Here is a 24,867-nt window from a genome sequence, read left to right as displayed (position 1 = left end):
CAGAAGGTCGTTAGCGTGCTTGAAGGAGCACGAACCTGTCCGGGCGGTCGGGGTGCAGGTGCAGGCGCACCGCGTCGTCGCCCGCGAGCACGCTTACCGGCAGCAAGACGCCAGCCACCAGCCGCGGGGCGTCGGCAACGGGCACGAACGCCTGAAACGATCGTTGCAGGTCCAGCTCCTGGCCCGGGCGGACCACCCTGCCGACGATCGCGTAGCGAGTCGCGCCGCGCCGGGTGAACTCCGCGACCGCCTGCTCGACCTCCAGCGTTGCGCTGATCGCTTCGTCCCGCCAGCGTCGCTCGATCCCGCGACCGCTGAACCACGCCACTACCAGCCCGCCGACAAGCAGCGTGACCGCAGCGATCGGGGCCGCCACCGACCACGGCCGGTGGACAAACGCCGACGCGGCACAAACCAGCACGGCGGCAACGACAAGGACCCATGCAACCCGATGCACGCCACGACCATAGATGTCCGGCGACACGCACTCATATCCAGCGTTCAGCCGCGCCAGACATGCTCACGGGCAAACACCAAACCCGAGAAGCCTGCGGCCCGGCGACAGCAGGCAGCGAGCACGAACGCACGCTATCGGCGGCATGAGCGCGCAGCTGAGCCTGTTCGCCCCAAAGAGCGCATGCCCCGTGCGTCGGCTCAAGCCGGTCCGGGGCCTGGCCAGATAACCTGCGCGGCCGTGGTCAAGACCGCCGTGTCGGGCACCGGGAGCCCGGACAACCGGCACACCTCACGCACGGCGTCCGCGAAGCCTTCGGCGTCCTGGTGTACCTCGAAGTACTCACCCCAGGTGACGTCCACCGTCAGATCAACCCAGCGTTCGCCGTCGGGCGCAAGCTCGGTCACCGAGAGCGAGACGCCGGAGATCTCATCCCAGGGCAACGCGTAGACACTGGTAGCACCCGGCCGCATCTCCTTGCCGTACATCGAAACCAGCGGCTCGGTCACTAACGTCACCGTGATGCCCTCACCGGTCACCTCGATCCGCTGCACTGGCGCATCGTATACACAGCGACGCTACGCCGGTGTTGGCGTGGCCGCCCGGCGCTCCCCCGCCCGTGGGGGGCCGTTCCGCAGGTCAGGGAGTCCGGTCGTCAGGTGGGAGCTCACACAGTTTTTGCCCGCTTGTGATGTCTTCGAGAACTCGCCGCAGCTGTTGTATGCGGTAGTTCGCTTCGGTCGCTATGCGTGTGGCCAGGTGCTGCCAGTCATGGAGTGACGGATCGGTGGGAAGCTCGGCGAGGATGCCTCGGATCTCTGCGACGGACAGCCCCACACGTTGGGCCACGCGGATGATCTTGGCTCGGCAGACGTCTGGTTCCCGAAATCGGCGTTGGTTTCCTGGGGTGCGTTCGCTGGTGAGCAGGCCGTGTGTTTCGTAGAACCGCACGGCGGAAGGCGCCACACCGCTGGCCCGCGCCAGATCCCCCACCGTCAAGGAGGGCTGCGCAGTGACGCTGCCGGTCATGGTGACCTCCGGATGCTTGACTTCAACCATTGTTGAACTTCTAGCGTAGCGACCATGGCTCGCAGGACGGGGCCCCGGCGATCAGGCGTGTGAAAACAAGCGGCAGAACGGAGTGTGGGTGCAGTGCGAGCGGCCGTGGTGTCGAAATTCGGTGGCCCGGAGGTGTTCCAGCTGGTCGAGATGCCCGATCCGGTGCCAGGCCCCGGCGAAGTCGTTATCGGTGTCGAGGTGATCGACACGTTGTGGCTGGAGACGGCGGTGCGCTCCGGGGCGGCCCAGGAGTATTGGCCGATGCGCCCGCCGTATGTGCCGGGCGGCGGGGTCGCAGGGCAGATTGTGCAGGTCGGTGCAGGAGTCGATCAGGAGCTGCGCGGCCGCAGGGTGGCGGCCCATACCCCGGGGGTGGGTGGGTACGCCGACCAGACCGTAGTGGCCGCCGAGGCGGTGGTGACCGTGCCCGACGGCGTCAACCTCACGACGGCTGCCGCGTTGCTGCACGACGGGGTGACCGCGCTTGCCCTGTTCGACGTGACGAAGGTCGGCCCAGGGGACGGGGTGCTCGTGGTCGGGGCCAGCGGCGGCTTGGGAGTGCTGTGCGTACAACTCGCCCGCGCTCGCGCCGGCCGGGTGGTCGCGGTCGCCCGCGGCGCGAAGCTGGAGCGGGTCGCTCGACTTCACCCTGATGCGTTGATCGACTCCGCGCGGCCGGACTGGATCGAGCAAGCCCAAGCGGTACTCGGCCGGCACGGCGCCGACGTGGTGCTGGACAATGTCGGCGGCCAGCTCGGTGAGGCCGCTTTCACGCTGGTCGCCCGCGGGGGACGCTTCTCTGCACACGGCTCACCCAGCGGGCGTTTCGCGTACCTTGACAGGCAGGCCGCCAACGAGCGGGGCATTGCGGTGACCGGTATCGAGGCAGCGCAACTGGCCGGGCGTAACCGTTCGAATTACCTCGAGCAGGCGCTGCGCGAGGCAGCCGCAGGCGTGATCGCGCCGGTCATAGGGCAGACTTTTCCGCTGGATCAGGCTGGTGCGGCGCACGCCGCGATCGAAAGCCGCACCGTGTTCGGCAAAACCCTGATCACCACCCCGCGTGATTTACGGCGAACGTGAAGATGGGCCGATCCTCGGCTCAGCACAGCGATCGACGACCTCACCGCCCGGATCACCGAGACCGTCACCGCCCACAATCCGACCCTGCCGCAACGCTACGGCGTCGGCTCAGACACCGCCGCCACCCTGCTAATCGCCGCCGGCGAAAACCCCGAACGGCCGCACAGCGAGGCTTCGTGGGGCATCACGCCCTTAGGCCCGGCGCAGGGCCAGGTCGAGGGCGGCCGGTCTGGCCCGGGCGACGGCGGCGATGTACAGCAGCAGACCGGCCGTGGTGAGGACGAAGCCGGCCCAGACGGTCGACAGCGATCCCCAGCCGGCGTCGAGGGTGATCGCACCGCCGATCGCGCCGAGGGAGTTGGCCAGGTTGAGCGCCGCCAGGTTGAGCGCGCCCATCAGGGTCGGAGCATCGGGGGCGAAGCCGGTCAGCCGTACCTGGATGGTGGGGATCGCGAACATCATGGTGGCGCCGACACCAAACAGGCAGGGCAGCAGGATCGCCAGGTTGTCGCCGGCCACGCCGATCAGCACCAGGAGGGCCAGGACACCGCCGTAGCCGTAGACGAGGCCGCTGTTCTCGTAACGGTCGGCGACCCGGCCGCCAAGGTGGTTGCCCACCGCCATGCCCAGACCGAAGATTGCCAGCGCCACCGGGATCAGCGAGGCGTCCCGCCGCGCCGCGTCGGTGACGAACGGGCCGATGAACGTATAGACCGCGAAGATGCTGGATATGCCGAGGGCCGCGACGGTGACCATCAGCCAGACGCCCCGCCGCCGCAGGGCGCTCAGCTCGTTCGCGATCGGATTGCCGCGCAGGTCGTCGGTGCGCGGCAGCCAGGCCGCCAACGCGACCGTGGCGAGCAGGCCAACGGCGACCACGGTCCAGTACATGACGCGCCAGCCCGCGGCCTGGCCGACGAAGGTGCCGAGCGGCGACCCGACGATGGTGGCGACGGTGAGGCCACCCATCACCGTTGCGAACGCCTTACCGCCGCGGCCCGGGCCGTACACGTAGGCGGCGACGACAGCGCCCGCGCCGAAGAACGCGCCCTGCACACTGCCCGCGACGAAGCGGAACACGACGAGCGCCGCGATGTTGGGCGCCAGCGCGGACAGCCCATTGCCGACCAGGAACAGCACCATGAGGCCGAGCAGCAGGTCGCGCCGGTAGACCCGGGCGGCGAGCAGGGTGATGGCGGGTGAGCCGATTATCACCCCGAAGGCATACGCGGTTATCGCGTTCGTCGCGGCCGGAATCGACACGTCCAGGTCGGCCGAGAAGAGCTGGATGATGCCGTTGCTGCCGAACTCTCCGGTGCCAATCGCGAAGGTGCCCAGGGCCAGCGCGAACAGCGTCAACTTCGGATTGCGGACGGGTGCCCTCGCGGAGGTGTGCCGGCCTTCCGCCGCAACACACTGAGCTTCGTACGCCTGTCGATGCATCGTCCCGTCCTAGCAGCAGGGGGCAGTCCCGGGGTCGGATCCTCCCTCCGTCCACTGGACAACCAGTTGACGACGTTCCCTGCCCCCATTCACTGCTGGTACGGGGTCGTCCAGTCGCTCTTCAGTCCCTGTGCACACGCCCGCCGCGCGGGTGCAGGCCTACCGACGTGGGCTAGCGGGGGCTCACGGTCCGCAGGTGCGCGGGACGTAGACGATCGGGGCGACGCAGTGCCAGGTCTGCGGGTTGATCACGGACGGCGGCTGATGGATCTGGGCCGCGCGCTCGTAGGCGTAGGCGTAGGCGATCAGCTTCGCGTCGTCGCCGCCGGTACCGGTGAACGAGATCGCCACCGGGCGGCGCCGCGTGGGGTCGTAGCCCGCAGGCACCGAGATCTGCGGGTAGCCGGCCCGCGTGCCGACCTCGGCGAACGTCGCCGTCGGCGAGAGGATCGCGTCGACCGGCGCGCCGCCGTTGGCCAGCAGATTGTCGATGTAGGCGCGCGAGGCCGCCCGGCCGGCGGTGAGATCGGCCTGATAGCCGGCGGCGGTGGCGGGATCGGACAGGTCGATCATCGCGGCCGCATCGAGCCGCCCCTGGCCGAACTTCAGCTCGTCCGCCGCGTGCGCGTTATTGAACGCCACGATGTCGGCCAGTGAGCGCACGGGCCCGCGGTGGCTCGCCAGGTAGCCGGCGACGTCGCGGCCCAGCTCGCGGTCCACCACGCTCGGCGTCCGCGGCCGCGCCGGCGCGGTGAGCGGGACCGCCGTCGCGCCGAGGCTCGTCACGAGCGCCACCGCGTTCGCGAACGGCTGCACCGAGACGCCGCTCGTGGGCGCGATCACGCCGATCCGCTTGCCGGCCAGCGCGGTCTTGTCGAGCGCCGCGGTGTAGTCGGCCGGCTGCGCGCCGGCCGCGGCGTCGTCGTGGGGGTCGGGCCCGACCAGCGCGGTGAGCAGCGTGGCTACGTCGGGGACCGTGCGGCCGATCGGCCCCGGCGTCTCCTGGCTTCGCGCCACCGGCAGGACGCCCGTGCGACCGATCAGCCCGTACGTCGGCCGCATCCCCACGACGCCACCGGCGGTCGCGGGTACGACGATCGACGGCGAAGCGGGGTTGCCCGCGTTGCCGCCGCTGCCGGTCGTGGTCGCGTCGGCCTCGACGCCGACCGTCACCGCCGCGAGGCCGGCGGCCGCCGCGGCGACAGCTCCGGCGTTGGAGCCGTTGAGCGACGAACGCACGTCGTACGGGTTGAGCACCTGCCCGCTCAGCCCGCCGTAGCCGGCGGGCATGCTCGTGCTCATCATCCCCGACAACTCGGTGACGTTGGCCTTGCCGAGGATGATCGCGCCCGCCCGGCGCAGCCGCTGCACGAGCTGCGCGTCGTGCCGCGCCACGTTGTGCTCGAGCGCGAGCGAGCCCGCGGTGGTCGGCATCCCCGCCACGTCGATGGTGTCGCTCACCAGCACCGGAATCCCAGCCAGCGGCCCGCCCGCGACGCCGCGGCGCCGCTTCTTGTCGGCCTCCGCGGCTTGGGCGGTCGCGCTCGGGTCGATCGCCCGCACGGCGTTGATCCCCGGCCCCTGCGCGTTGACGAAGCGGATGCGATCGAGGTAGGCCCGCACCAGCTGCGCGCTCGTCAGCGTGCCGGCGGCGAAGCGACGCTGGACCTCGGCGATCGTCAGGCGCTGAAGGTCCAGCGTCGGCGGGACGAGTGCGTCGCTCAGCGGGCCGGCGGAGCCGCTGAACGGCGGGCACGAATGCGGTTTGAAGCGCGGCCCGGGCACGCAGCGCCAGCTCGCCGGGTTGACCTCGGAGGGCGGCCGCCGGTTGTGCGTCGCCTGCTCGTACGCATAGGCGTAGCCGATCAGGTTGAACTCGGAGAAGCGCCGCCCGACGAACGTGACGTTGACCGGGTTGTTCGTGCTGGCGGAGTAGCCACCGGGGACGCTGACGATCGGGTAGCCGGCGAACGACGCCGGGCTGATCAACCCGAGCTGTAGTTGCAGGACGGCGTCGAGGTCGTCGGCGGGGCCGGGGCCCTGATCCAGCAGGCCGTCGAGATAAACCTTCGCCCGGGCGATCTCGGCGTCGCGCGTCGCCTCGTACTCGGCCTGCTCCGACGGGATCTCGAGATGGAACATCGATGACGGCCCCATGCGCGAGTCGCCGTACTTGAGCCCCTCCTCGGGGTGCGCCTTCAGATAGGCATAGGCCTCGTCGAAGCTCTTGATCGGCGCGCTGGGCGGCAGCTGCGTGAGGTAATTGGTGAGGTCGCGGCGGAACTCGCGCGGCAGGATCGGATCAGCGGTCGGGAAGTTGGGCACCGGGATCTGCACGACGGTCGCCCCGAGGCTCTCCACCTCGGCCCGGGCGGCGTTGTACTGGGCGTTGTTGGATCCCATGACGCCGATCCGCGCTCCCCGCAGCGCATCCGCTTTGAGCGCCTTCGTGTAGTCGGTGCCGGCCACGCCGGCGCTGGCGGCGGTCTTGGGGTCCGCAGGATCGACGCCGGTCAGCGGCCCGAGCAGCAGGGCTGCGTCGGACACCGTCTGTGTGAGCGGGCCGAGCGTGTCCTGAGTGTCGGAGATCGGCACGACGCCATGGCGGCTCCACAGCCCGGTCGACGGGCGAATGCCCACGACGCCGTTCTGGCTCGCCGGCGAGATGATCGAACCCTCGCTGTCGGAGCCGATCGTCAGCGCGGCGAGGCCCGCGGCGGCGGCGACACCGGAGCCGCTGGACGAGCCGCCGGGATCGGCGGCCGTGTCGTAGGGGTTCAGAACCTGCCCACCCAGCGAGCTGTTGCCACTCTGCTGATTGTTGGACACGTAGGCGGCGAACTCCGTCAGGTTGACCTTGCCCAGGATCACGGCTCCGGCGGCGCGCAGCTTCCGCACGACGGTCGCATCCCTGTCCGGCACCGAGTGCTCGAGCACAATGGACCCCGCCGTGCTCGGCATCCCAGCCACATCGACGTTGTCCTTAAGCAGCACGGGCAGCCCTTCGAGCGGGCCGCGCGGGCCTGACCGGCGCCGGACCCGGTCCGACTCGCGCGCCTCCTCCAGCGCGTCCGGATTGAGCGAGCGGACGGCGTTGAGCGCGGGACCACGCTGGTTGACCGCCGCGATCCGCTCGAGGTACTCGCGGGTGAGCTTGTAGCTGCTGAGCCGCCCGGAGGCCATCATCGCCCCAAGCTGCGTCGCCGAGGTCATCTCAAGGTCCAATGGCCGGTCGGCAGCGGCTCGCGCCGGCACCAGGCCTATTCCCAGGGCCACAACCGCCGCGATCAGCACCAGACGATGCGCACGCATGCTCTCCCCCGATCCGCTAGCCTCCGCCGCGACGAACGGTACGCCCGCGCGGAGCAAGTGGACACTCACAACTGACTGAACTACTGGCCGCCGTCTCCGGCAGCTGTCGCATCCGCCGCGATGTCCCCTGGCCACCGGCCGGCTCGAGTCCGTGTCCAATGTGCTCGCTGCGATCGATCTGGACTGCCAAGTCCTGACCGGCCAGCTTCCGAATTGGACACTGGTGGTATGCGCGGCCTCGGCATAGGTCTGGAACAGGCCTTAACAGCAGTCCGTTGCGGTGCGGCCATAAGGCAGCGTATGCTGCGAGCGCATAGAGATCACTCGATTGATCTCGATGGGTGGTTCAGCGATGCGCGGACTACCCGCCCCGAGCAACCGCGAACGCGTCGACGGTCGGCTCAAACCTTCCGCGCTTTCCCAACCGACGCCGCGTGCCTTACGGAGCTCGGCCGTACTACCGCACCTGGCCGATCGGATCCGGCTGGCGATTCGCCCCACTACCCGCCCGGCCTCGTCGGCGACACATGTCTGGGTTCTGCCTGCGGGTGTGAACCCGATTCGACGACGAAAGGAAGAGTTGCTATGAGCAAGGGGCGTACGCGGTGACCGCCGTACCGGATCCGCGCTGGGTACGGCAGCCTGTGAGCAACGACCGTCCGCTACTGGTCCACGTCAACACCACCTCGACCGGCGGTGGGGTCGCCGAGCTGCTCCACCGACTCATCCCGGCACAGCACGACGACGGCACCGCGGTCGGATGGGCTGTGGTCTCCGGCAACCCGGAGTTCTTCGCCCTGACGAAGACCCTGCACCACCTGCTACACGGTAAGGGTGACCCCGCACCACTGCGGGGCGTGGACGCGGGGACGCTGTACCGGTCGGTGTTGCGGCCGCAGGGGCATTGGCTGGCCGGGCAGCTACGTGAGGGTGACACCGTCGTCCTGCACGATCCGCAGACGCTCGGGCTGGCGCCCATGCTGGCGGCGCGTGGGATCCGAGTCGTGTGGCATTGCCACATCGGCACGACCGACGAGTCAGCCACCAAGCCGGACCACGTGTGGCGGTTTCTCGCCCCCGAATTCGATGACGTAGATATCGTGCTGGCCACGCGACCCGAGTTCGGTCCGCCCGGGTTCCCCCGGCGACGGCACGTCGTCGCCCCGGCGATCGACCCCGACTCGCCGAAGAACCGGCCGCTCACCACCGCCGAGGTCGACGCGCTGCTTACCGGGATCGGGTTGGTCGGGACGGCGGCCGGCGACGACTCGTCCGCCACGATCGACCAGGTCGGGCCATTGCCCCCGAACGCGCCGATGGTGCTGCAAGTGTCGCGGTGGGATCCGCTGAAGGACATGACCGGAGTGCTGCGCTGCCTGCCCGGCATGCCGCAGGACGCCCACCTGATCCTGGCCGGGCCGGATCCCTATGAGGTTACGGACGATCCAGAGGGAGTGGCCATCCTGGCGGAGGTCCGCGCCGCGTACCGCGATCTGCCCGAGACCGAACGACGGCGGGCGCATCTGGTAACCCTGTCGATGCGTGACCCACAGCGGAACGCCCTGCTGATCAACGCCCTGCAACGGCGGGCCGACGTGGTGCTGCAGAAGAGCCTTGAGGAGGGCTTCGGCCTGACCGTCACCGAGGCTATGCACAAGGGCCGTCCGGTGGTGGCGTCGGCGGTCGGCGGCCTGGCCCTGCAGGTGGTCGATGGCAAGACCGGGTTGCTCGTCGACCCGACCGACTACGCGGGGGTGGCCGCCGCCATACGCCGCCTGCTCCTCGATCATGACCTTAGCCGCCGGCTCGGCTCCCAGGCGGCCGACGAGGTGACGCGTCGCTACCACATTTCACGACTGGTCGCGGACTACCGCCTGGTGGTCCACCAGCCGCAGACCGGAGAGGAAGTCTCCGCCTGAGGAAAGCGCGGTGAGCACGACTGGGAGCACCGAGACAGGCTTGGCGGGAGCGGCGTCAAATCCCCGCTCCCGCCAATCGCCCTGCTTTCCGCCCTCGCCGAAGCCGTCACCCTCGTCGTCCCGCCCGGGTCTGGCCGGGCGGCGGTGCTGTCGCTGCCGTGCGCGGGCAGCCCGATCGGGTTGGCTAGGGGCAGTGCAGCGCGGCAGGCATGGGCGATCGGGGCTAGCAGGGCGGAGGCACGTTCCGGATCGACGCCGGTCCAGGCTGTTGCGGCGGCGTTGTCGGTCACATCCTCGATCCGTTCGTATGCGGCGACACCGGTGGCCGTGGGAGTGTGGTGCCCGTCGAGCCAGCCGCGCTCGACAAGCCGTCCGGTCGCGGCGTTCCACTCCTCGTCGGTCCAGCCTCGGTTCGGTTGCAGGACCTCCCGGCCGAGGTCCCGTGCGGCCCGCCAAACCAGCGGCTCGCAGCCACTTAGCCCCGCTGCGACCAGGGCGCCGACGTGCCCATCGCCTCGATGCTCGCGCAGTGTGGTGGCGGCCTGCCAGAGCCGAGCCAGCGGGTCCCGCGGCACCGGCAGCGCTGCGTTGGCGGCGCCGAGTGGCCGGCCGGCCAGGTCGAGGCGGCTGACGGCTTCGGTCAACAAGTCGGCGGCAGCCCCGACTGCGCTGGTTGGAATGCCATCGGTGAGCCGGGCCAACGCGCCGGTGGCCCCGGCCAGCCGGGCCGTGAGCGTCTGTGCCGGGCTGGCCCGCTCCCAGACGTCGGGCAAGGCGCGGGCGACCATGGCAGGCGCGAAGTTGAAGAAGACAGCGATGACCGGTGCCGCCCCGACCGGCCCGAGCGGGGCCGTCCGCCCGGCGAAGTACCCCGCCAGTAGCCGCGTAACCCAACCGCCTCGAACGCCTGCCGCGCCTCGGCCGCGAAGTACGTGACGGCGTGCACGGGTTCGAAAAGCGTCCACATCTTCCGCACGGTCCTCACGCAACCAGCGTCTCATCCCATGTACGCACGCCCATCCCACGAACCGGCCAGCCCGCCTTCGAGATCAGGCCCCAACGACGGCCGCCGTCGCCAACGGTCAATGCACGTTCCACACGATGTCGGGTGGCCGCACGCGCGCGGCTCGCGGCTCGCCCTTGCCGTCGGTCAGGCCGAGCCGGCCGACGAGCATCCCGTCGCCGTCGTGCGCCGCACGCAGCAGTTCGGTCGGCACGTCGCCGAACATGAGCTTGACTCGCCTGAACATGGCGAACTCGTTGCCGTTGACGGCGCCCCAGCACAGATAGAGGAACCGCGCACCGGGCCGGCCATGCACATACGGCCCACCGACATCCAGCAGACCGTCGATCTCACGGCTGGCGACCTCGAACTCCCACATCACCGACTCCGCGTCGGCCGGAAACCGATCGACGACCTCGGCCCGGCGCTGCACGCCTACCTGCACATTGCCTCGCCGCAGCGCCAAAGCCTCGGTCCCGCCACGGCGGCCCGGCAGATCGCTGCCCTCAATCCGGATGCGCACACCCGCACTCTAGGAGAGCATCTCGTGCCACCCGCTCGGCGGTCTGCCGGCTGGCGCGAATCCGGCAAGCTCCTGGCCGGCCACCAATCGGGCGCGAACGTCCGCTCATGCCGCGATCAGGGTGCGTTGGAGTCACTGCCCGCCAGGCGTAGGAGTCCGAGTCCGTCGCGGGGCACACAGGCATACAAAATAAAGGTTCGACCGTTCCGCTGTGCTTCCGCCCAGGCGATCACTTCAGCGACGTCGGCCCTCTCGATCTCGTGCTCGTTGGCTGCGCCGGTCTTGTCGTGGAAGTAGACCCGGTACTTCGGCTGCGAGATCTCCCAGGTCTGGTCACGCTGGTCGACCGCTCTGATGTCCATGTTCTGAAGCCTGTCAGAGGATCGGCCGCAGACGCCCGGGATCTGCCGCAACCCTGCGCCCACCTGGCGTCATCGCGTGCGGCGTTGACGGTGGGTTGCCGTACGTTGTTTTCGGTCCGGTTGGCTGGCGGTGACGGCAGCCCGGGGTGATCTACGCGCGGCGGCGCTGGCCCCTTATCCGTGAGGTCGCCGATCTGCGACCCGGCGAACAGGCCTGGCTCGACGCGAACGACACGTGGCAACGCAGTCGGATCGAGGCCGACTGACCAGGAGATGACGTTCGGATGCAGCACAAGGCGAAACGGAGATATTAGGAGCGCTTTGGAGTCTGTTGAGGTCGTGGTGCGGACTCCGGTATTGATGCCTCAACTGTGGTCAGGCGGGGCCGCGTCTCGGCTGAACAGTTGGGTCCAGGTGCGGTGGGTGAAGCGCCAGCCGGTTTCGGTGCGTACGAAGCGGTCGTGGTCCTCTCCGACGACCCACGGGGTGCTGACCGGTCGGCCGTCCGCGTCGTTGAGGTACACCGTGAGCACGGTGACGCCTTCGGCGGTGTCGCGGCCGTCGGGGTCGGTGCCGGTGGCGGTGGCGACGAACCGCATGTTCGAGGCCAGGTGCCGGATGCCGGGGTACGGGTTGTTCCGGTCGAGTTCCTCACCCCAGGCGCGGATCGCGTCGCGGCCTTGGGCAGGCTGGCCGGTGTCGAGGATGCCGTCATCGACGAAGAGTTCGTGCACGGTGCTGGCCTGGCCGGCGTCGACCCGCCAGCCGCTTTCGACGACGAGCCGGGACAGGGCCAGGTGGTCCGCGTCGCTGACGAGTGCGGGCAGGGAAGCGCGTTGTTCGGTCATGTCACTCACCACGTCTGCTCTGCTGCTCGAACGAGCATCTCGTTGACCGCTACCCGCCGTTTCCGGGTGACCATGTAGGCGACGGCGTCGGCGATGTCCTGCGCTTCCAGCAACTCCAGGCCCTCGAGCTGCCGGGCAACCGCTTCCCGCACCCCGTCAGGCATGTGTGAGGCGAGCTCGGTGTCCACGGTTCCGGGTTCCACCACGCCGACGCGTACCCGCATCGGCTGCAACTCCTGCCGTAGGGCCTCGGAGAAGGCGATCACGCCGGACTTGGTCAGGGCGTAGACGGCCTGCCCGGCTCGGGCGACCCGGCCTGCGGTCGAGCTGATCGTGACCACGTCCGCTACCCGGCGCGGCGAGTCCTGGGCGGCGCGGATGAGGTGCGGCACCGCGGCCCGGGTCATGTGCAGCACACCCTCGATGTTGACCGCGACCATCCGGTCCCACTCCTGTGCCGAAGCCTGCGCGACCGGGCCGATGAAACTCACACCAGCGTTGTTCACCACCGTGTCTAACCTGCCGAGTTCGTCGACGGTGCGCTGAACCGCCGCTTCCGCCTGGCCCGGGTCCGTGATGTCCACTTCCAGTACCAGCGCTTGCGCGCCTTCGGCGCGGATCTGTTGTGCGAGGGCGCGGAGTCGATCCGCGCGCCGTGCCAACAGGGCGACCGTGGCGCCGCTGGCGGCCAGGGTCTGTGCCGTGGCGGCACCGATCCCGCTGCTCGCGCCGGTAACCAGGGCCACCGTGCCCTTCAACGATTCAGCCATAGCTCGCCCCCGGATAGAATCCTATAAGCGGAGCAGCGTCCGCTTACCATCAACCATAACCGGAGCACGCTCCGCTTGCAGCGGTGAGGAGGTCGAATGGCGCAGCGGGCTCAAGGGCACCTACGCGCCGACGCGCAGATCAACCAAGACCGGGTTCTGGCAGCCGCCACCCGCGCCTTCGCCCGCAACGGCGCCGACACCTCGCTCCGAGAGATCGCCAAGGACGCGGGCGTGGGTATCGGCACCCTCTACCGCCGCTTCCCCACTCGCGAGGACCTCGTCTGGGCCGTCTACCGCAGCGAGGTCGACCGGATCTGCGCGACCGTCACGGACCTGCGCGAGCAACACCCACCTGTCGCCGCACTCCGCGCTTGGATGCGGTCCTTCCTCGGGTTCCTCGCCACTAAACGCGCCATGGCCGACGCGCTCAAGGCCGCACTCGCCCACGACGAGGACCAACGGCTCGAAACCCGCGACCGGCTCAGCGACGCGCTCGCGACCCTACTCGCGGCCGGCGTCGCCGAAGGAACCATCCGCGACGACATCGCCGCATTCGACGTACTCACCGCGCTCGGCGGGATCTCCCTCATCGTCGGCGAACCCGATCAGCAGGAACAAGCCACCCGCCTGGTGGACCTCCTCATCGACGCCCTACGCCCAACCCCTGACCGTTAAGGCTGCGATCCGGCCGGTCATCCACCGGCTCAACGAGATGGGCAAGGCCAGACTGGACCCCGCCTTGGCTCGCCACGCCGGAACGCGGCGGGTTTTCTCAGCCATCTGCTCGGCCGTGTACGTCGACGGCGGCGGCGAATTGGAGTTGCGGCGGCCCACTAGCCTGGGGTTACCTTCGCTCCCTTGTGGAGGAGGACTGCATGTCTGACACGAAGCTAAACCGAACCCTCGCCGTCGTTGGCGCGGGGGTGGCGTTGATTGGCGTCCCCGCCAGCATCGTTGCCGGACGGCCATTTTCCGGCGTCATGATCGCCGTAGCGTTCATGGCCGGAGTTCTCGTTACGCCGTGGTGGTTATTCCGTCGGTCCGGCAGGCCACACCTCGCGGTAATCACGCCAGTATTCGCCGCTACGATCATGATCTTTTCCGTTGGGTACGGCTTGCTGGCAAGCAACAGCGGAAACTACATAGTCCACACCCTGATGGGTTTTCCGAAGCATGATCGGGTTGAGATCGCATCCGGTTCAGTTCAGAAGGTTAGTTCCGATGATGGTCGAACCTACGACCGATTCACGCTGGCGGTGTGGAACCCACGCGATACGGATCGCTTGGCAACCAAGATCTCAATCTATCAAAGTCGGTATAAAGAAGGCTTGTGTGGCAGCAATCGACCGTATCGTTACAGGATCGATGGCGAGGTGATCCTCGTCGGAAACCGACCCATGCTGGACGGCAGCGTGAGGCAGATTCTAAGCGATCGAGGGGTCGGCCGCCTAGCAGTTGCAGCGTCACTGCGGTTCGGTATGGGCTGGGTCGTCGCTGGCGTTACGCACCAGCCTTCTCTGCACTACGCAAGTCGATCTTGTTGGTAGGGCACTGTTCGGTGCTATGCCGCGGCCGTAGGTTCATGTTGCGGAACAGGCGCGGGATGGCGGTTGGCCGTGGTCGGGCCGCTTGTACTTGTGCTCCCATGGATAGTGTCCCCCTTGTGAACCTCTTGAGGGCTTGACTTGTCTCCCGCTTTGGGGCCTTGCCGGAGTTGCCGGTGGGTTCCAGACTGCATGCGATGGTCGTGCGTGCCCGGCTGCTGATCGCGGCCACGGCAGTGTTGGGTGGAGTGTGGCTGCTTGGTGGCGGCTGGCGGTTCGACCGGTCCCTGGCGTGGTGGAGTTTCACGGTTAGTGTGCTCATGCCGTTCGTGGTGGCCATCGGGTTGCTGGCTTTGGGCTGGTGGGCGATGAGGCGGTCGGCGTTTTCGGCCGCTTTTGACGTCCGCGATGGTGCATTCGTCGCACCGCCCGCGGCACTTCAGGTCGCCGCGCTGACGTCCGGGGCACTCGCGCTGTTGACGTCGGCGGCCGGCTCGACGTTGCGCGATCTTACGGAGGGCAATTCCGACGATGTCGTGTTTGCCATCGTGACACTCGTCGTACTGGTGCCGGTCGTGGTCTTGGTGGCGCTCATGGTCCTGGCGTCGTTCCGTGATCGGGCCCGGATCGAGTTGCGACCGGATGGCGTGGGTCTGTTCGAACGCCTCGGCACGCACGTGGTGCCGTGGGAGGCGATCGCGGTTGGCCCGTATCCGCATGTGCGGCCGGGGTGGGCGGTTAACCGGATCGGCTTGGCCCGATCCGATCTTGTGCGGCGACGCGGCGCGGCCAGGTTGCGGCCGAAGGCACGCGATGTGTCATTGCCGCAGATGGTGGCGACCCATCCGGCGTTCATCGCGGCGGCGATCAACCACTACCTGTTCTATCCGCAGTACCGCACGGCGATCGGAACGCCGCAGGAGTACGAACGTCTGTGTCGGGCGCTGACCTCGCCGGAAGCGAGCTGACGGACGCTGCGTAGATGGTCGAGTGGGTCGACCGCGATGGCCTCGACGGTTCAGCGTGATCCGGAGGGCGAGGACCGGGAGAAGGATCGATAGCGCCATAGGTAGCGAGGCACCTGCCGGAGGGCGACGGGCCGGGGCCACTCGCCGCGGCGGAGCCACGCCTCGGAGCCGCCGTCAACGACGACGACGCTGCCACACAGGAACGCTGCCGCTGGCGAGAGCATCATCATCACCCAGTCGGCGAGGTGTCCGGGGTCGCCCACTCCACCGACCGGGATGGGGAAGGCGCGGAACGCTCTGGCCGCGACCGCTGCCGGGTTCGCGAGTTCCTCGTCGAGCAGGGGAGTCTGCACCGGTCCTGGGGCGAGCACGTTGAGCCGGATCCCGGCGCCGGCCCACGCCGAAGTCACGGCCGCGCGGCGTGCCCAGTCGGTCACCGCGATCTTCGACGCCGCGTAGGCGATGTTCGGTGCGACCGGCCCGAAAAGTCGTAGCGTCCGCACCGCTCGGTCAATGTGACCGGCGCGCAGGGCGCGGACCACCCAGCGGGGCACTCCAGGAGTGACGGTCGCCGAGTTGCTGCCGAACACCACGGCTCGGGAATCGCCGCTCGCCGCGAGCGCCGGCCGCAGGGCAGTCAGCAGCTCGACCGTGCCCAGATGGTTGATCTGCGCGATTTTCCGCGGTCGGTCAGGACCGGGTGTTGGGCCGATCCCGGCGGCGAGGACCGCGCCGTCGAGTAGGCCACCGGACCGCTCGAGCACTGCGGCGGCCGCCGCCGAGCGGCCTTCCGGTGTGCCGAGGTCGGCGACGATGTCGGCGTCGTGCAGATCCACCCCGATCACGCAGTGCCCGGCGGCGCGGAGTCGCCCTGCCACCGCGGCGCCGATCCCCGACGCCGACCCCGTCACCGCATAGCTGGTCACTCGACTCCCCGTCCCTGCTGAACTTGTCGATTCACCGCGCCGGGCCGAACCCGGTCAGACACAGAGCCACGCTTCAGTTGGGCTCGGCCGCGCAGACGCGGTCGTGTGCGGGACGTTGCCCCGTGGTCAGGAAGGTCGTCACCGTGTCGTTCGCGCACCTGTTCCTGGCGAACAGCACGTACGCCCCGTGGCCGCCCTGGTCGGCCGTGACCAGCCTGGCCCGGTCGCCGAACGCCTTCCTGAGCTCACGGGCACCGACCAGCGGGGTACCGGGGTCGCGGAGGTTCTGCACCATGAGCACGTTCGACGGCCCTCGGTCACCGATGCGCACCGGCCGCTCGACCGGGGAGGGCCAGAACGCGCACGGCCCGATGTTGGCCGCGGCCGCACCGATCAATGGGTACTTCACCCGGTAGACGGCAACGTCACGCTGGTAGCCGCGGACCGTTCGCGGCCAGCTCGAATCACCGCAGAGCACGTGCAGGCGACTGGAGAATGAGTTGTCCAGGCCACTCGTAGGCGGCATGGGTGGCAACGGCTGGCCGGTGTCGAGCGCCTGCCAGATCGAGGCCAGCGTGGTGAAGCCCACGTCGCTGTAGAGCAGGTCGAACGTGGTCCCGCGGAACAACGAGCCGTCCATGCCTTGCACCGGTGTCTTCTCCAGCCGCGCGGCGAGTTCGAAGAACGTCGCGCGCACCTGCTCCGGCGTTGTGCCCAGTCCGTACTGCGGGTTGGCCGCGGCGAACTTCGCGAAGTCCGGGAACCGCTGCTCCATGCCGGGGGCCAACCTTTGGAAGGCCGTGTGGTCGTATCCGCCCGGACCCAGGTTGCTGTCGAGCACGAACCGGTCGCTGCGCTCCGGGAACATCGTCGTGTAGACGGCGCCGAGGTAGGTGCCATACGAGGAGCCGAGGTAGGAGATCTTCGGCTCGCCCAGCGCCTGCCGGATCCGGTCCATGTCCCGCGCGGTGTTCGCGGTGGTGATGTACGGCAGCATCCCGGCGGTCTCCGACGACGAACACTGCCGGGCGATCGTCTTCGCGATCTCGGCGTCCTTCAGCACGTCGGCCGAGCTTCGCGGGTACGGCAGGTTGAGCCGCGCGAGCTGGCCCGGCGTGTAGTCACACGTCACCGGCGCGCTCTGGCCCACACCGCGGGGGTCGAACCCGATCACGTCATACTGGTCCTGGACACTCTGGGGCAAGGGCTGCGGGAAGACGGGGTTCACCAGCAGGCTGGGGTAATCGAGTCCCGAACCGCCGGGGCCACCCGGGTTGGTCAGCAGCACACCGCGGCGCTGCGACGGCTTCTTGCTGGCCAGGCGGGAGATCGCAATGTCGATCCTACGTCCCTCCGGATCCCGGTAGTCCAGCGGCACCTCGACCGTCGTGCATTCCAGTGTGGACGAGCCGCTGTCCGCCGGGCACGGCTCCCACTGGAGCGTGCTCGGCGTCGCCGCTTCCGACACCCCAGGCACCGACGCGATTGTCCCCGCGGCGACGGTTACGGCGAGGGTCACTGACAAGGCCGCCCGCAACTGGCTCATCGTCAACATGGCGCCAGTGGAAACCATGTCGTCACCACAGAGTCAAGACGGTCCGGTCTGTGACCGGCCTCATTTGGTGCTGGCCGTACCCATGATCACGAATATGAGAGTCAGCCGTCGGCCTGTTCCACATTGGGCTTGACCCTGTGGCAGGAACACGGTTTCTGCTGGAGCTGACCTCCGCGCCCCGCCGGGTTTGGATGGTGTTTCTGTCGGCGCTTTCGGCGCGCCCATTATCGGAAGGTGAAATCGATGGCTGAGCAACCTGACGAGCTCTTGGCCGAGGATCTCCTGCTCCTGCTGTTCCAGCCGAACCCCGGCCGGGGCACCGGCACCATCGCGGGCGAAAACACGCTCTTCTACGTGCTGGCTGGAGCGGTGCTCGCGGATCTCGCGCTTGGCGATCACGTGCTAACCGAACGCGGCCGGGGTGGGGCGACGCTGGTCAAGGCCATCGAGAGCCGGCCGCCGTCGGACAGCATCCTTCGCTCCGCGTGGGACTACGTCGTACCGAAACCCCGTGGCGTGCAGACAGTGCTCGCGGCGGTCGGGCCACCCCTGCGCGGCCCGCTGCTGGACCGGCTGGTCGAGCGCGGCCACCTCCGCCGCTCGAGCCGTAAGACGCTCGGCCTGTTCACCACGACAGCCCTCGGGGAGGGTGACACCGGGCGCCGCGCTCGCCTGCTCGCCGAGGTACGCGCGGTGCTCGTCGACGGTGCGGAGCCACAGCCCCGGGTCGCCGCACTTGCGGCGCTGCTCTCGGGAGGCGGGACCCTGCCCCAGTTCGATCCCGAGATTCCCTGGACGTCCCCGGTGATCGCCCGCGCCAAGGAGCTCGAGCAGGGCAACTGGGGAGCCGGGGCCGCCGCCGAAGCGGTCACGCGCACCGTCACCGCGATCGTCGTCAACAGCGTCGTCGTCGCGACCACCGTCCTCCCCCAGCAGTGAACGATCGGTCACGGCCGAAGCCGGCCAGCGGATCCGGTCACACGGCAGGCGTGCGCAGTGCGCTCACCTGGACGCCGCACAGTCGGTGTCCCTCGGGAGCTTGCCGTCAACCAGCCAGGCCGTGCCGACGATGAGAGCGCACGCGTTGCCGCCGTAGACGTAGACGCCGTGCCGGTTGTCATCGACGGTGACCAGCCGGGACCGCTTGGCGAACTCCCTGCGGTAGATCTGTCCACCTTGCAGCGGCGTGGCGGCATCACGCCGGTTCTGCATGATGAGGATGTTGGCCGGTCCCCTGTCGTTGATCTTCACCTGGGGCTCGGACGGCCCGAGCGACCAGAAGGCGCAGGCGTTGATGTTGCCCGACGCCGCGCCGAAGACCGGGTACCTCTCGCGGTCCTCGACAACGCTGCGCTGGTACGCCTCGACACTGCCGGCCCAATCGCTGTCGTTGCACGTCACGGCCAGGAACGCCGAGAAGGCGTTGGAACTGGGGATGGGCTGGGCGTTCGGTGCCGGCAGGCCGCTACGGGTCGTCATCAGCCGCTTGGCCGCCGCCTCGTCGGACGCCTTCAGCGACTGCCACAACTGAGCCAGGAGGGGATAGGTCGTGTCGTTGTACAGGCCCAGGAACACGTATTGGCGGAAGACGCGCCCGTCCAGACCGGGGATCGGCTCCCGGTCCAGCTGCTCGCCGATGGCGAAGTAGGTGTTGCGCACCTCCGTCGGCGTGCGCCCCAGCCCGTACGCGGTGTGTCGCTCCGCCGCCCACCTGGCGAAGTCCGGGAACGCCTGCTCCGCGCCCAGCCCGAACCGGCGCAGGGCGGCACGGGTCAGCGCGGTGTCACCGAGGTTGCTGTCGATGATGACGCGGTCGGTCGTCGCGGGAAACATCGAGGCGTACGCGGCGCCCAGCGCCGACCCATACGAAAGCCCGAAAAAGCTCGCCTTCTCCTCGCCCAGCGCCGCCCGGATCCGGTCCAGATCCCGTGCCGTGTTGGCCGTCGAGATGTGCGCCATCCGGCCGTCCGCGTCGTTGGCCGCGCACTGCTCGGCGACGGACCTGGCGGCCTGGGCGTCCGCGGCGACCGTGGCGGCGTCCTTGGCCCATGGCGGAACGTTGCCGGGATAACCCTGCTCGACGGTGAACCTGCAGTCCACCGGCGCGGAGTGGCCGATCCCGCGGGTGTCCATGCCGATCAGGTCGTAGGCGTCCAGGACGCTGGCCGGGATGCCGCGGTTGACCAGCTGGGCCGGCATGTCCAGCCCGGCCAGGCCAGGGCCGCCGGGGTTGAGCAGCAGCACACCGCGCCGCTTCTGCGGGTTCACGCTGGCGATCCGGGAGATCGTCAGATCGATCGTCGTGCCGGCCGGGTTCCGGTAATCCAGCGGCACCGGCACGGTCGTGCACTGGATAGCGGGAGATGTCGCCGCGACCTCCGACGGGCAGGCGCCCCAGGCGGGCACACCCGTGCCGCGGCTCTGACCGGCGGTCGCGATCGGCACCGCCGCCACGGCGCAGCCGACCGTCACCGTCAGGGCCAGTCCCAGACCCACGCCACGCCTTCGCTCCATGTCCACTCCCAGGGTGTGGTCTTGACGCTGTTGTCCCGGCGCGGATCAGTGAAGACTGTGTTCCGGCAACACAGTCAAACCGGGCAACGAATCGCGACGTTGGCGCTCGCGCGTGGAATCTGCCGCACCGAAGTGAGCAGTCGGTCGTCGCGGCGCCCGGCCGCCGGGCGACTTCCGTACCGATCAGATCTCATGTGCTACCGTGCACTACAAGACCGATCGGAACAAAAGTTTTTGACTTGCGCCCACCGTGCGCGGCGTGATCCAGGAAGGGGCGGACGTGGCCTGGAGCACCCGGGAAGTCGCCGAGCTCGCCGGCACCACGGTGAACACCATCCGGCACTACCACCGGCTCGGCCTGCTCGAGGAGCCGGAGCGCCGGTCCAACGGGTACAAGCAGTACGGCGTCCGGCACCTCGTCTACCTGCTGCGGATCCGGCGGCTCGTGGAGCTCGGAGTGTCACTGTCCCAGATCGGCGCCGTCGGGTCGGACGGGGACATCCCTCCGGAGGTACTGCGCCAGGTCGACGCCGATCTCTCGGCAGAGGTCGAGCGCCTGCGCAGGGCCCGCGCTGACATCGCCGTCATTCTGCGCGACGGCGCCCCGGCCCACGCGCCCGCGGGCTTCGAGTCCGTCGCGCGCCGCCTGTCCGCATCCGACAGCTCACTCATCCATGTCTTCACCCAGCTGTACGACGACGACGCGCTGAAGGACCTACAGCGCATGGTCGAGGCCGACACCGACCCCGTCAACGCGGACCTGGACGCCCTACCGGCCGACGCGGACGAGGCGACCCGGCAGAACCTCGCCGAGAAGCTCGCGCCGATCCTCGTGCAGCACCTCATCGACTACCCGTGGCTGAGCGACCCGGCCGGGCACCTGTCCAAGAGCGAGCACGTCACCCAGCAGACCTTCGTCGACGCCGTGGTCGGGCTCTACAACACCGCGCAGATCGACGTGCTCGGCCGGGCCAGCGTCCTTGCCCAGCAGCAACTGCGCGTCGTGCGTGCGGCAGGAGAGGACGACGCCCCGGCCCGGTCAGGAGACTCCCGGCCAGGACATCATCACCTGGTCGACGATTTCGTCGAGCTCGGCGCGACCGAGACCGTTGGCAGCGTGCACGGGGATGCCGAAAGCCAGCGCCATGACGTAACGGGCTAGCCGTCTCGGGTCCGCGTCGCCCGGCAGGTCCCCCTCCTCGACGGCACGGCCGAACCGCAGCTCGAGTCGCTCGACGGCTTCGTTGCGAAACTGGACGAGCGCGTCATGGGCGGGACGGTTTTCGTCACACGCCGGCAGCGCACCCTGGATGGTCAGGCATCCCGCGAATCCCACGGGAAGGGTCGAGGTGCGGACCGATCCACGCAGCAGCGCCTCGACCGCCGACCGCGCGGTCGGCTGCTCCAGGGCATCGTCGAAGTAACCGGCCGGACCATTCGCGTACCGCTGCAGAACCTTGCGGAACAATTGTTCCTTGTTGCCGAAGGCCGCGTACATGCTGGTCTTGGTGATCCCCATGGCGCCGGTCAGATCAGCGAGGCTCGAACCCTCATACCCCTGCTCCCAGAACACCCGCATGGCGCGCTCCAGCGCCTCGTCGATGTCGAAACCCCGGGGCCGGCCCATCACTGAGCTGCGAGAACCACTCATGGCACAATCCTACCACTCGGTACAGAACTATTGCGTGTGCTGTTACGGCCGAGAAAGGGCGGGATCTGGTCGGGGCATAGGATCCGCTGGATGGAATGCACGGCTGAGGGCGCGAAGATCGCTGGAGGTGGCGTGGCGTGGTGCTTCCTCGCCTGGGTATAGGTGCGCTGGCGTTGGTGAGCGCGATCGCGTCGTGTTCCTCGCCCAAGCCGTCCCCCGCAACAACTGACGGTGGGTACGGATCCGACAAGGCGATCGCCGCGTTCGACTGCGGCATGATCCAAGGTCCTCTGTCGACGAACAGGTTCTACGAGGACAACCCGACCTATACGGATCCGGTCGACGACAGTGCGTCCTGGACGATCTCGACGCCAGCGGCACAGGGCATGGACTCAAGCCGGCTCGAGCGCGCCTCGACCACGCTGGCCGACCTGCCGTACACGCGGAGCTTCCTCGTGATCCGCCGAGGCGCCCTCGTGTTCGAGCGCTACTACCACGGCAGCGCGAAGAACCAGAGCAACAACGTTCATTCGGCGTCCAAGAGCATCTGGGGAGCCGCGATCGGCATCGCGATCGACCAGGGCCGGATCCCCGGCATCGACACGACGATCGCCTCGATCCTCCCGTCGCGCTATGTCACGGTGATGAACCCGCAGACCAGGACGATCACGGTTCGCGATCTGCTCACGATGACCTCGGGCAGCCGATGGGACGAGGATGAGACCGAGACTCAGATCCAGCGCACGCCTGATTGGATCACGGCGACCCTCAAGCTCCCCCGAGCCGCGCGGCCAGGCACGCAGTTCAACTACAGCACCGGCGACACCCACCTGAGCTCCGCCGTGCTGACCTCGGCCACAGGTACAACGGCCTGCCAGTTCACCCACCAATACCTGCTCGCGCCACTGGGCATCGTCGCCGAACACTGGGGTCGCGACCCGCAGGGCTACTTCTCGGGCGGCTACAACTTCTACCTGACGCCGCGCGAACTGGCGAAGTTCGGGCTGCTTTATCTCCAGGACGGCCGCTGGCACGGTACGCAGATCGTGCCGGCGGCCTGGGTGCAGGCGTCGATGACGAACCAGGTGGACGCGGGCGCCCCGTACAGTTACGGCTACGATTTCTGGCTGCGTGACATCGCGGGTCATCACGTCGCGATGGCCTGGGGTCCGGCGGTCAGATGGTCTACATCATCAAGGATCTAGACCTCGTCGTCGTGATGACGACAAACACCAACGATTTCACCCAGGACTCGTTCGACGGCCTATCCATCATCGAACACGACGTACTCCCGGCGGCCGACTGACGAACCCGAAGGTTGGACGCGGCGCCGCCAACGGAACGCGGGCCCGAGCCAGCCAGAGGCGACTCACCAATCTGCGTCCACGGCCCGGCCAGGCTTGGTCAAGGTGATCGGCGGGGTAGCTCTCATTCGCGGCTGCCGGTACGCGTTTCTGGCGACGATGGCGCGGACCGCCGAGGGCTTCGGACCTCTGCGACCGCGTCGGCAAGGGCTTCCACTCCGTCTGCGATGGCGTGTTCGGAGAGTGTGGCGTAGCCGAAGATCAGCCCGCCGGGCCCGGCGGCGCTCAGTCGATACTGGGAGACGCCTTGCACGACCAGTCCGTGCCGTGCAGCGGCGGCCACGACTGCGGCCTCGTCGAGGCCACGCGGGAGCCAGGTTACGACATGTTGGCCCGCCGCGACACCGACCGGTTCCAGTTCGGGCAGCCGTGTGCGCAGTGCGGCCAGGAGTGCGTCGCGGCGGCGGCGGTAGACAGGGCGCATGCGCCGCAGGTGCCGGTCGAATTCGCCGCGGTTGAGGAAGTCGGCGAAGGTCAGCTGATCGATGACGGGAGAGCCGCGGTCGGCCAGCACCTTGGCCGCCGTGATCTCGTCGACCAGGTGTGACGGTGCCAGTAGCCAGCCGAGTCGCAGCCCTGGCGCCAGGGTCTTGCTCGCTGTGCCGCAGTACACGACGGTGTCGGGGGCCAGCCCCTGCATGGCGCCGACGGGCGAGCGATCGTAGCGGTACTCCGCGTCGTAGTCGTCCTCGATCACCACGGCGCGGCGGCGCTGCGCCCAGCCGATCACCCGGGAACGCGCGGTGGCCGACAGGACCCCGCCGGTGGGCCACTGGTGCGACGGCGTCAGCACGACGGCGTCGGCGTCGGTATGTTCCAGTTCCTCGACGAGAATGCCGTCCGGCCCGACCGGGACACCGATCACGTCCAGGCCAGCGGCGGCCGCGACGAGGCGGGCGTCGTCGTCCGGGGAGGGGTCCTCGACGGCCAGCCGGCGGGCACCGCGCGCCGCGAGCACCTGGACCAGCAGCGAGACGCCCTGACCGTAGCCACTGCAGATCACGACGTTTTCCGGGCGGGCCGACGTGCCACGGACGCGGTTGAGGTAGTCGGTCAGGGCTTCGTGCAGTTCCGGCACGCCACGCCCGTCGAGGTAGGCGAACCGTTCGTTCGGTGTGGTGGTGAGGACCGTGCGCACCGACCGCAGCCAGGCGGCCCGGGGGAATGACGACACGTCGGTGCGTCCGTACCCGAAGTCGATCCGGACCGGCGGCCGATCCCCGGCGCGGCGACCCGGCGGCGCCGGAGCCGACTCGACCGCAACCTGGGTGTAGCCGCCCGCCCGACTGGTGAGGTAGCCCTCGGCGACGAGTTGCTGGTAGGCCTCGACCACGACGCCGCGCGACACACCCAGATCGGCTGCGATCGTGCGGGTGGGTGGCAGAGACGTCCCGAGACGCAACCGGCCGGCCCGGATGCTGCCCCGGATCGAGGCGGCGATCTGCCGGTGCAGAGGTTCGGCCGCCGACCGGTCCACATCGATGAGCAGGTCCTCCGCCGTACTCGAATTGGTCCTGATTTGGCCCATGCAATCGGACCTTACCGGGTGTACCGATTTCCGTCAGGCTC

At 68.8% G+C, this 24,867-nt stretch carries 23 protein-coding genes and 1 pseudogene; 9 read left to right on the top strand and 15 right to left on the bottom strand.

What is annotated here, in order from left to right:
• Positions 1–10 precede the first annotated feature (10 nt).
• The 3 genes from Pflav_RS07785 to Pflav_RS07775 all read right to left on the bottom strand — a co-directional run bounded on the left by Pflav_RS07785 (position 11) and on the right by Pflav_RS07775 (position 1,513).
• Positions 11–457, bottom strand: a complete 447-nt coding sequence (locus Pflav_RS07785) for a hypothetical protein (protein WP_173034890.1) — start codon at positions 455–457, stop codon at positions 11–13.
• Between the two features lie 197 nt (positions 458–654).
• Positions 655–1,008, bottom strand: coding sequence for a hypothetical protein (locus Pflav_RS07780; RefSeq protein ID WP_173034888.1), 354 nt, complete (start codon positions 1,006–1,008; stop codon positions 655–657).
• An 85-nt stretch (positions 1,009–1,093) separates the two neighbouring features.
• Positions 1,094–1,513, bottom strand: a complete 420-nt coding sequence (locus tag Pflav_RS07775) for a MerR family transcriptional regulator (RefSeq protein ID WP_232071058.1) — start codon at positions 1,511–1,513, stop codon at positions 1,094–1,096.
• Between the two features lie 105 nt (positions 1,514–1,618).
• On the opposite strand from Pflav_RS07775, the gene Pflav_RS07770 reads away from it, so the two are divergent.
• Positions 1,619–2,596, top strand: coding sequence for a zinc-binding dehydrogenase (locus Pflav_RS07770; protein ID WP_197938187.1), 978 nt, complete (start codon positions 1,619–1,621; stop codon positions 2,594–2,596).
• A 192-nt stretch (positions 2,597–2,788) separates the two neighbouring features.
• Here Pflav_RS07770 and Pflav_RS07765 read toward each other — a convergent pair whose 3' ends face one another.
• Positions 2,789–3,955, bottom strand: coding sequence for an MFS transporter (locus tag Pflav_RS07765; protein ID WP_232071056.1), 1,167 nt, complete (start codon positions 3,953–3,955; stop codon positions 2,789–2,791).
• A gap of 267 nt (positions 3,956–4,222) precedes the next feature.
• On the bottom strand, positions 4,223–7,351 hold the full coding sequence (locus Pflav_RS07760; protein ID WP_173034884.1) for an amidase family protein: 3,129 nt from the start codon (positions 7,349–7,351) through the stop codon (positions 4,223–4,225).
• Positions 7,352–7,956: 605 nt separating this feature from the next.
• Here Pflav_RS07760 and Pflav_RS07755 point away from each other — a divergent pair.
• On the top strand, positions 7,957–9,270 hold the full coding sequence (locus tag Pflav_RS07755) for a glycosyltransferase (protein WP_173034882.1): 1,314 nt from the start codon (positions 7,957–7,959) through the stop codon (positions 9,268–9,270).
• Here the strand turns inward: Pflav_RS07755 and Pflav_RS07750 are convergent.
• From Pflav_RS07750 to Pflav_RS07730, 5 genes are all read right to left on the bottom strand, one after another.
• Complete coding sequence (locus tag Pflav_RS07750) at positions 9,219–10,271, bottom strand: SCO6745 family protein (RefSeq protein ID WP_415624312.1); 1,053 nt, start codon at positions 10,269–10,271, stop codon at positions 9,219–9,221. The genes Pflav_RS07755 and Pflav_RS07750 overlap by 52 nt on opposite strands.
• An 81-nt stretch (positions 10,272–10,352) precedes the next feature.
• Positions 10,353–10,796, bottom strand: coding sequence for a DUF5990 family protein (locus tag Pflav_RS07745; protein WP_173034880.1), 444 nt, complete (start codon positions 10,794–10,796; stop codon positions 10,353–10,355).
• 116 nt (positions 10,797–10,912) lie between these two features.
• Entirely contained in the window at positions 10,913–11,158 is a 246-nt protein-coding gene (locus Pflav_RS07740) for a hypothetical protein (protein ID WP_197938185.1), read from the bottom strand.
• A gap of 365 nt (positions 11,159–11,523) precedes the next feature.
• Positions 11,524–12,006, bottom strand: a complete 483-nt coding sequence (locus Pflav_RS07735) for a nuclear transport factor 2 family protein (RefSeq protein ID WP_173034878.1) — start codon at positions 12,004–12,006, stop codon at positions 11,524–11,526.
• Between the two features lie 5 nt (positions 12,007–12,011).
• Positions 12,012–12,776 carry an SDR family NAD(P)-dependent oxidoreductase gene (locus tag Pflav_RS07730; RefSeq protein WP_173034876.1) on the bottom strand — a complete coding sequence of 255 codons (765 nt, stop codon included), beginning with the start codon at positions 12,774–12,776 and terminating at the stop codon, positions 12,012–12,014.
• Positions 12,777–12,872: 96 nt separating this feature from the next.
• On the opposite strand from Pflav_RS07730, the gene Pflav_RS07725 reads away from it, so the two are divergent.
• The 3 genes from Pflav_RS07725 to Pflav_RS07715 all read left to right on the top strand — a co-directional run bounded on the left by Pflav_RS07725 (position 12,873) and on the right by Pflav_RS07715 (position 15,288).
• Positions 12,873–13,451: a TetR/AcrR family transcriptional regulator gene (locus tag Pflav_RS07725; protein WP_173034874.1), complete on the top strand. Its 579-nt coding sequence runs from the start codon at positions 12,873–12,875 to the stop codon at positions 13,449–13,451.
• Positions 13,452–13,651: 200 nt separating this feature from the next.
• Complete coding sequence (locus Pflav_RS07720; RefSeq protein WP_173034872.1) at positions 13,652–14,323, top strand: hypothetical protein; 672 nt, start codon at positions 13,652–13,654, stop codon at positions 14,321–14,323.
• 194 nt (positions 14,324–14,517) lie between these two features.
• The gene (locus tag Pflav_RS07715) at positions 14,518–15,288 is read left to right on the top strand and encodes a hypothetical protein (RefSeq protein ID WP_173034870.1); all 771 of its coding nucleotides are present in this window, start codon (positions 14,518–14,520) and stop codon (positions 15,286–15,288) included.
• 50 nt (positions 15,289–15,338) lie between these two features.
• Here Pflav_RS07715 and Pflav_RS07710 read toward each other — a convergent pair whose 3' ends face one another.
• Positions 15,339–16,214, bottom strand: coding sequence for an SDR family oxidoreductase (locus Pflav_RS07710; RefSeq protein WP_173034868.1), 876 nt, complete (start codon positions 16,212–16,214; stop codon positions 15,339–15,341).
• A 73-nt stretch (positions 16,215–16,287) separates the two neighbouring features.
• Positions 16,288–17,691 carry an alpha/beta hydrolase gene (locus tag Pflav_RS07705; protein WP_232071055.1) on the bottom strand — a complete coding sequence of 468 codons (1,404 nt, stop codon included), beginning with the start codon at positions 17,689–17,691 and terminating at the stop codon, positions 16,288–16,290.
• A gap of 321 nt (positions 17,692–18,012) precedes the next feature.
• On the opposite strand from Pflav_RS07705, the gene Pflav_RS07700 reads away from it, so the two are divergent.
• Complete coding sequence (locus Pflav_RS07700) at positions 18,013–18,708, top strand: GOLPH3/VPS74 family protein (protein WP_173034866.1); 696 nt, start codon at positions 18,013–18,015, stop codon at positions 18,706–18,708.
• Between the two features lie 63 nt (positions 18,709–18,771).
• Here Pflav_RS07700 and Pflav_RS07695 read toward each other — a convergent pair whose 3' ends face one another.
• Complete coding sequence (locus tag Pflav_RS07695; protein WP_173034864.1) at positions 18,772–20,283, bottom strand: alpha/beta hydrolase; 1,512 nt, start codon at positions 20,281–20,283, stop codon at positions 18,772–18,774.
• Positions 20,284–20,533: 250 nt separating this feature from the next.
• Here Pflav_RS07695 and Pflav_RS47235 point away from each other — a divergent pair.
• Positions 20,534–20,746: pseudogene (locus Pflav_RS47235) on the top strand (MerR family transcriptional regulator); the annotation flags it as partial.
• A 576-nt stretch (positions 20,747–21,322) separates the two neighbouring features.
• Here the strand turns inward: Pflav_RS47235 and Pflav_RS43415 are convergent.
• Positions 21,323–21,934, bottom strand: a complete 612-nt coding sequence (locus tag Pflav_RS43415; protein WP_197938181.1) for a TetR/AcrR family transcriptional regulator — start codon at positions 21,932–21,934, stop codon at positions 21,323–21,325.
• Between the two features lie 176 nt (positions 21,935–22,110).
• Here Pflav_RS43415 and Pflav_RS07685 point away from each other — a divergent pair, with 176 nt between their 5' ends.
• Positions 22,111–23,139: a serine hydrolase domain-containing protein gene (locus Pflav_RS07685; RefSeq protein ID WP_173034862.1), complete on the top strand. Its 1,029-nt coding sequence runs from the start codon at positions 22,111–22,113 to the stop codon at positions 23,137–23,139.
• A complete protein-coding gene (locus Pflav_RS47230; protein WP_269474470.1) occupies positions 23,115–23,240 on the top strand; it encodes a hypothetical protein in 126 nt (41 codons plus the stop codon). The genes Pflav_RS07685 and Pflav_RS47230 overlap by 25 nt, the downstream gene beginning before the upstream one ends.
• A 122-nt stretch (positions 23,241–23,362) precedes the next feature.
• On the opposite strand, the gene pdxR is transcribed toward Pflav_RS47230, so the two are convergent.
• Positions 23,363–24,826 carry a MocR-like pyridoxine biosynthesis transcription factor PdxR gene (gene pdxR / locus Pflav_RS07680; RefSeq protein WP_173034860.1) on the bottom strand — a complete coding sequence of 488 codons (1,464 nt, stop codon included), beginning with the start codon at positions 24,824–24,826 and terminating at the stop codon, positions 23,363–23,365.
• Between the last annotated feature and the right edge of the window lie 41 nt (positions 24,827–24,867).

The organism is Phytohabitans flavus, assembly GCF_011764545.1.
Classification (GTDB): domain Bacteria; phylum Actinomycetota; class Actinomycetes; order Mycobacteriales; family Micromonosporaceae; genus Phytohabitans; species Phytohabitans flavus.
This window is presented reverse-complemented; position numbering and strand designations above follow the sequence as displayed.